This is a genomic window from Pseudomonas sp. P5_B2 (genome assembly GCF_056400445.1).
This window is the reverse complement of the sequence record NZ_JBFULH010000320.1, coordinates 1-4,732: the sequence shown is the minus strand read 5'-3', so window position 1 is coordinate 4,732 and position 4,732 is coordinate 1. Positions and strand designations below refer to the sequence as shown.

At 60.2% G+C, this 4,732-nt stretch carries 5 protein-coding genes; all 5 read left to right on the top strand.

Going from position 1 to position 4,732, the window contains the following annotated elements; translation table 11 throughout:
- Nucleotides 1-219, top strand: a 219-nt coding sequence (locus AC1DRJ_RS19410) for a 50S ribosomal protein L11 methyltransferase (RefSeq protein ID WP_477803573.1), incomplete at its 5' end; no start/stop codon positions are given.
- 30 nt (nucleotides 220-249) lie between these two features.
- Nucleotides 250-1,467, top strand: coding sequence for a DUF3426 domain-containing protein (locus tag AC1DRJ_RS19405; protein ID WP_477803572.1), 1,218 nt, complete (start codon nucleotides 250-252; stop codon nucleotides 1,465-1,467).
- Nucleotides 1,468-1,651: 184 nt separating this feature from the next.
- Nucleotides 1,652-2,662 (top strand): tRNA dihydrouridine synthase DusB, encoded by a 1,011-nt coding sequence (gene dusB / locus AC1DRJ_RS19400; protein WP_477803571.1) that lies wholly within the window; start codon nucleotides 1,652-1,654, stop codon nucleotides 2,660-2,662.
- Nucleotides 2,659-2,979: a DNA-binding transcriptional regulator Fis gene (gene fis, locus AC1DRJ_RS19395; protein ID WP_007907419.1), complete on the top strand. Its 321-nt coding sequence runs from the start codon at nucleotides 2,659-2,661 to the stop codon at nucleotides 2,977-2,979. The genes dusB and fis overlap by 4 nt, the downstream gene beginning before the upstream one ends.
- A gap of 82 nt (nucleotides 2,980-3,061) precedes the next feature.
- Nucleotides 3,062-4,669 (top strand): bifunctional phosphoribosylaminoimidazolecarboxamide formyltransferase/IMP cyclohydrolase, encoded by a 1,608-nt coding sequence (purH, locus tag AC1DRJ_RS19390; protein ID WP_477803570.1) that lies wholly within the window; start codon nucleotides 3,062-3,064, stop codon nucleotides 4,667-4,669.
- Nucleotides 4,670-4,732: the final 63 nt, after the last annotated feature.

The following is a 4,732-nucleotide window of genomic DNA, read 5'->3' as shown; positions in this document are numbered from 1 at the left end:
GTCAAAGCGGACGTGCTGGTCGCCAACATCCTTGCCGGGCCGCTGGTTTCCCTGGCCCCGCAGTTGTCCAGCCTGGTCAAACCGGGCGGTCGCCTGGCGTTGTCCGGTATCCTCGCCGAACAAGGTGAAGACGTTGCCGCTGCCTACGCTCAAGACTTCGATCTGGACCCGATTGCCAATCGCGATGGCTGGGTGCGCATCACCGGCCGTCGGCGCTAGAATGAACGCCTGCATAAACCGGATCGCCGCATGACCGATAGCTTCGTTACCCAGTGTCCGCATTGCCAAACCAGCTTCCGCGTCAGCCATGCTCAGTTGAGCGTGGCCCGTGGAGTGGTTCGTTGCGGCTCCTGCTTGCAGGTATTCAACGCCGCCAAACAATTGCTGGATCAACGGGCCGGTAAAGAAGCCGTTAAACCGGTTGCCCCGGCCATCGTTGAGCCGCCGGTGCAACGCGCTATCAGCCAAAAGCAGTGGACCGCCTCCGAACTGGATCTGGACAGCCTGGACCTGGACGAAGAGCTTGCCCGGCTCGAACAGCGGGAGATCCAGCCAACCACAGAGTTTGGCCGGCACCGTGAAGATGGGCTCAGTGCTCGTCGCGACACCGTCGAAAACGACGAGGGGCCGTGGTCCGACAGCCTCTTCAGCGAGTCGGCCGCCGACCGCGCCCAGTCAGCAGAAACGGAACAGCCGGAAACAGACCCCGAACCGGGCAAACACTCGCGAACCGAGCCTTCTTTTTCGCTGGAACCGGTTGATCCGGACGACGACCCCCAGGTGCCCCATCTGCGCCTGCACGACCCACTCGACGCCCCCCTCACCCACGAACGCCTGACGGCGACCGAAGCGCTCGACGACAACCTGCCGTCCATCGAACCGTTGCGCAAACGTCGCGAGCGCAGTGAGCCGGGCGTGCGCGCCGAGGTACTGCAGGACCTGACCGACGACCCACTGCAACTGGATTGGCAAAAACGTCGATCCCCTTGGGGCCGGCGGTTGTTCTGGTTGCTCCTGGTCCTGCTCGGCGCCGCCGCGCTCGCAGGCCAATACATTGCCTACCAATTCGACGAGCTGGCTCGCCAGGACCAGTACCGCCCCTGGTTCCAGCAACTGTGCCCGAAAATCGGCTGCACAGTGCCGTCCAAAGTCGACATTGCCAAAATCAAAAGCAGCAACCTGGTGGTCCGCAGCCACCCGGAATTCAGTGGTGCACTAGTGGTCGATGCGATCATCTACAATCGCGCCCCGTTCTCCCAGCCCTTCCCGTTGTTGGAACTGCGTTTTGCCGACCTTAATGGCCATTTGATCGCCAGCCGTCGCTTCAAACCCGGCGAGTACCTCAACGGCGACCTCGAAGGCATGGCGGAAATGCCGCCGCAAACGCCAATCCACATCGCGCTGGATATTCTCGACCCGGGCGCCAAAGCGGTGAACTACAGCCTGAGCTTCCACTCCCCCGAGTGAAACGCTTTACCGTTACAGGCCTGACGGCAGATTCTTGACTTTGGCCATCACACCAAACTGCTGGCAATAACAGAATAGCTGTTCAGATTTTGTTCAATTCAGCCTTTATCCAGTCATCGAGAGCGGGTATCATGCCAACCCTTTTTCGAACTCTAATGATCCGGCCCCACAACAGGGAAGTCCTATGTCGGCGGTACGCATCGGTCCATACACATTGCAAAACGGCTTGATTCTCGCCCCGATGGCGGGGGTCACCGACCAACCCTTTCGTCAGCTATGCAAGCGATTGGGCGCGGGACTGGTTGTCTCGGAAATGGTCACCAGCGACATGAGTTTGTGGAACACCCGCAAATCGCGGATGCGCATGATTCACGAAGGTGATCCCGAGCCCCGCTCGGTCCAGATCGCCGGTGGTGATGCGCAAATGCTGGCGGACGCGGCCCGGGCCAACGTCGAACTGGGCGCGCAGATTATTGATATCAACATGGGTTGTCCGGCGAAGAAGGTCTGCAACAAGGCTGCCGGCTCTGCGCTGTTGAAGGATGAATCATTGGTCACCGAGATCCTGCAGGCCGTAGTGGCTGCAGTTGATGTGCCGGTGACCCTGAAGATCCGYACCGGCTGGGACCGGGACAACAAAAATGGTTTGACGGTGGCAAAGATCGCCGAGCAGGCAGGCATTACGGCGTTGGCGGTGCATGGCCGCACCCGTGCCGATCTGTACACCGGGGAAGCCGAGTACGACACCATTGCCGCGATCAAGCAGGCGGTGTCGATTCCGGTCTTCGCCAATGGCGATATCGATTCGCCCGAGAAGGCCCGGTACGTGCTCGACGCGACCGGTGCCGATGGTTTGTTGGTAGGCCGGGCTGCCCAAGGGCGGCCATGGATTTTTCGTGAGATCGAGCATTACCTGCGTACCGGCGAGAAACTCCCGGCGCTGGAATTGATCGAGGTGGAACGCATTCTGCTAGAGCATCTGGCCGCCCTGCACGCCTTCTATGGAGATGTCATGGGTGTCCGTATCGCTCGAAAGCATGTGGGCTGGTATCTCGCAACCTTGCCGGGCGCCAGGGAGTTTCGCGCCCACTTCAATCGTTTGGAAGATACGGAAGCACAATGCGCCAACGTTCAGGGCTTCTTCGCCGAACGTTACAAGAGCCTGACAGGGGACGAAAAAGGGGTGGCCGCATGACGATGATGACCGAGACTTTAGTGAGTGGAACTACACCCGTGAGCGACAACGTAAATTTGAAACAGCACCTCAATACGCCCAGCGAAGAAGGCCAGACCCTTCGCGGGAGTGTCGAGAAGGCGCTGCACAATTATTTCGCCCACCTTGAGGGCGCTGCCGTCACGGATGTGTACAACCTGGTGCTCTCCGAAGTCGAGGCTCCCCTGCTCGAGTGCGTGATGAACTACGTCAAGGGCAACCAGACCAAGGCCAGCGAGCTGCTCGGGCTCAACCGAGGCACGCTGCGCAAGAAACTCAAGCAGTACGATTTGCTGTAAGCATTCAATCAAACCAGAAAGGCGCCCGCGTAAAACCGGTCGCCTTTTTTGCTGACTTCCTTTGCTTTTGATGGAAATTGAGATGACCGACCAGACTACCCGCCTGCCGATCCGCCGCGCCTTGATCAGCGTTTCCGACAAGACCGGGATCCTCGAATTCGCCAAGGAGCTTGAAGCCCTGGGCGTCGAGATCCTCTCCACCGGCGGGACGTTCAAGCTGCTGCGCGACAACGGCGTTGCCGCAGTGGAAGTCGCGGACTACACCGGTTTCGCAGAAATGATGGACGGTCGGGTGAAAACCCTGCACCCGAAAATCCACGGCGGGATCCTTGGTCGTCGCGGTATCGATGACGCCATCATGAACGAGCACGGCATCAAGCCGATCGACCTGGTTGCGGTCAACCTGTACCCGTTCGAGGCCACCATCAACAAGCCTGGCTGCGACCTGCCGACTGCCATCGAAAACATCGACATCGGCGGCCCGACCATGGTCCGCTCGGCAGCCAAGAACCACAAAGACGTAGCCATCGTGGTCAACGCCGGCGATTACGCCAGCGTCCTCGAAGGCCTCAAGGCCGGCGGCCTGACCTACGCTCAGCGTTTCGACCTGATGCTCAAGGCCTTCGAACACACCGCCGCCTACGACGGCATGATCGCCAATTATATGGGCACCGTGAATCAGGCTGCTGACACCCTCAGCACCGAAGGCCGCAGCGAATTCCCGCGCACCTTCAACAGCCAGTTCATCAAGGCCCAGGAAATGCGCTACGGCGAGAACCCGCACCAGAGCGCGGCGTTCTACGTGGAAACCAAGCCGGCCGAAGTCGGCATCGCCACCGCGACCCAACTGCAAGGCAAAGAACTGTCGTACAACAACGTGGCCGACACCGACGCTGCGCTGGAATGCGTGAAGAGCTTCGTCAAGCCGGCCTGCGTGATCGTCAAGCACGCCAACCCGTGCGGCGTGGCCGTGAGCCCGGACGCCGAGGGCGGTATCCGCCAGGCGTACGAACTGGCTTATGCCACCGACACCGAATCGGCCTTCGGCGGCATCATCGCGTTCAACCGCGAGCTGGATGCTGAAACCGCCAAGGCCATCGTCGAGCGTCAGTTCGTCGAAGTGATCATTGCCCCAAGCGTCAGCGAAGAAGCCCGCGCCATTGTGGCCGCGAAAGCCAATGTGCGTCTGCTTGCCTGCGGTGAATGGTCGGCTGATCGCGCCGCTGCGTGGGATTACAAACGCGTTAACGGTGGCCTGCTGGTACAGAGCCGTGACATCGGCATGATCGGCGCCGACGACCTGAAAGTCGTGACCAAGCGCGCACCGACCGAACAGGAAATCAACGACCTGATCTTCGCCTGGAAAGTCGCCAAGTACGTTAAGTCCAACGCCATCGTCTACGCCAAGAACCGTCAGACCATCGGTGTCGGCGCAGGCCAGATGAGCCGTGTGAACTCGGCTCGTATCGCTGCAATCAAGGCAGAACATGCTGGCCTCCAAGTGGCAGGCTCGGTGATGGCCTCCGACGCGTTCTTCCCGTTCCGCGATGGCCTGGACAACGCGGCCAAGGTCGGCATCACAGCAGTGATCCAGCCGGGCGGCTCGATGCGTGATGCTGAAGTGATTGCAGCCGCTGACGAAGCCGGCATCGCCATGGTATTCACCGGCATGCGCCACTTCCGTCACTAAGCACACGATCCACTGTGGGAGCTGGCCTGCCAGCGATAGCATCCCCTCGGTTTACCTGATAAA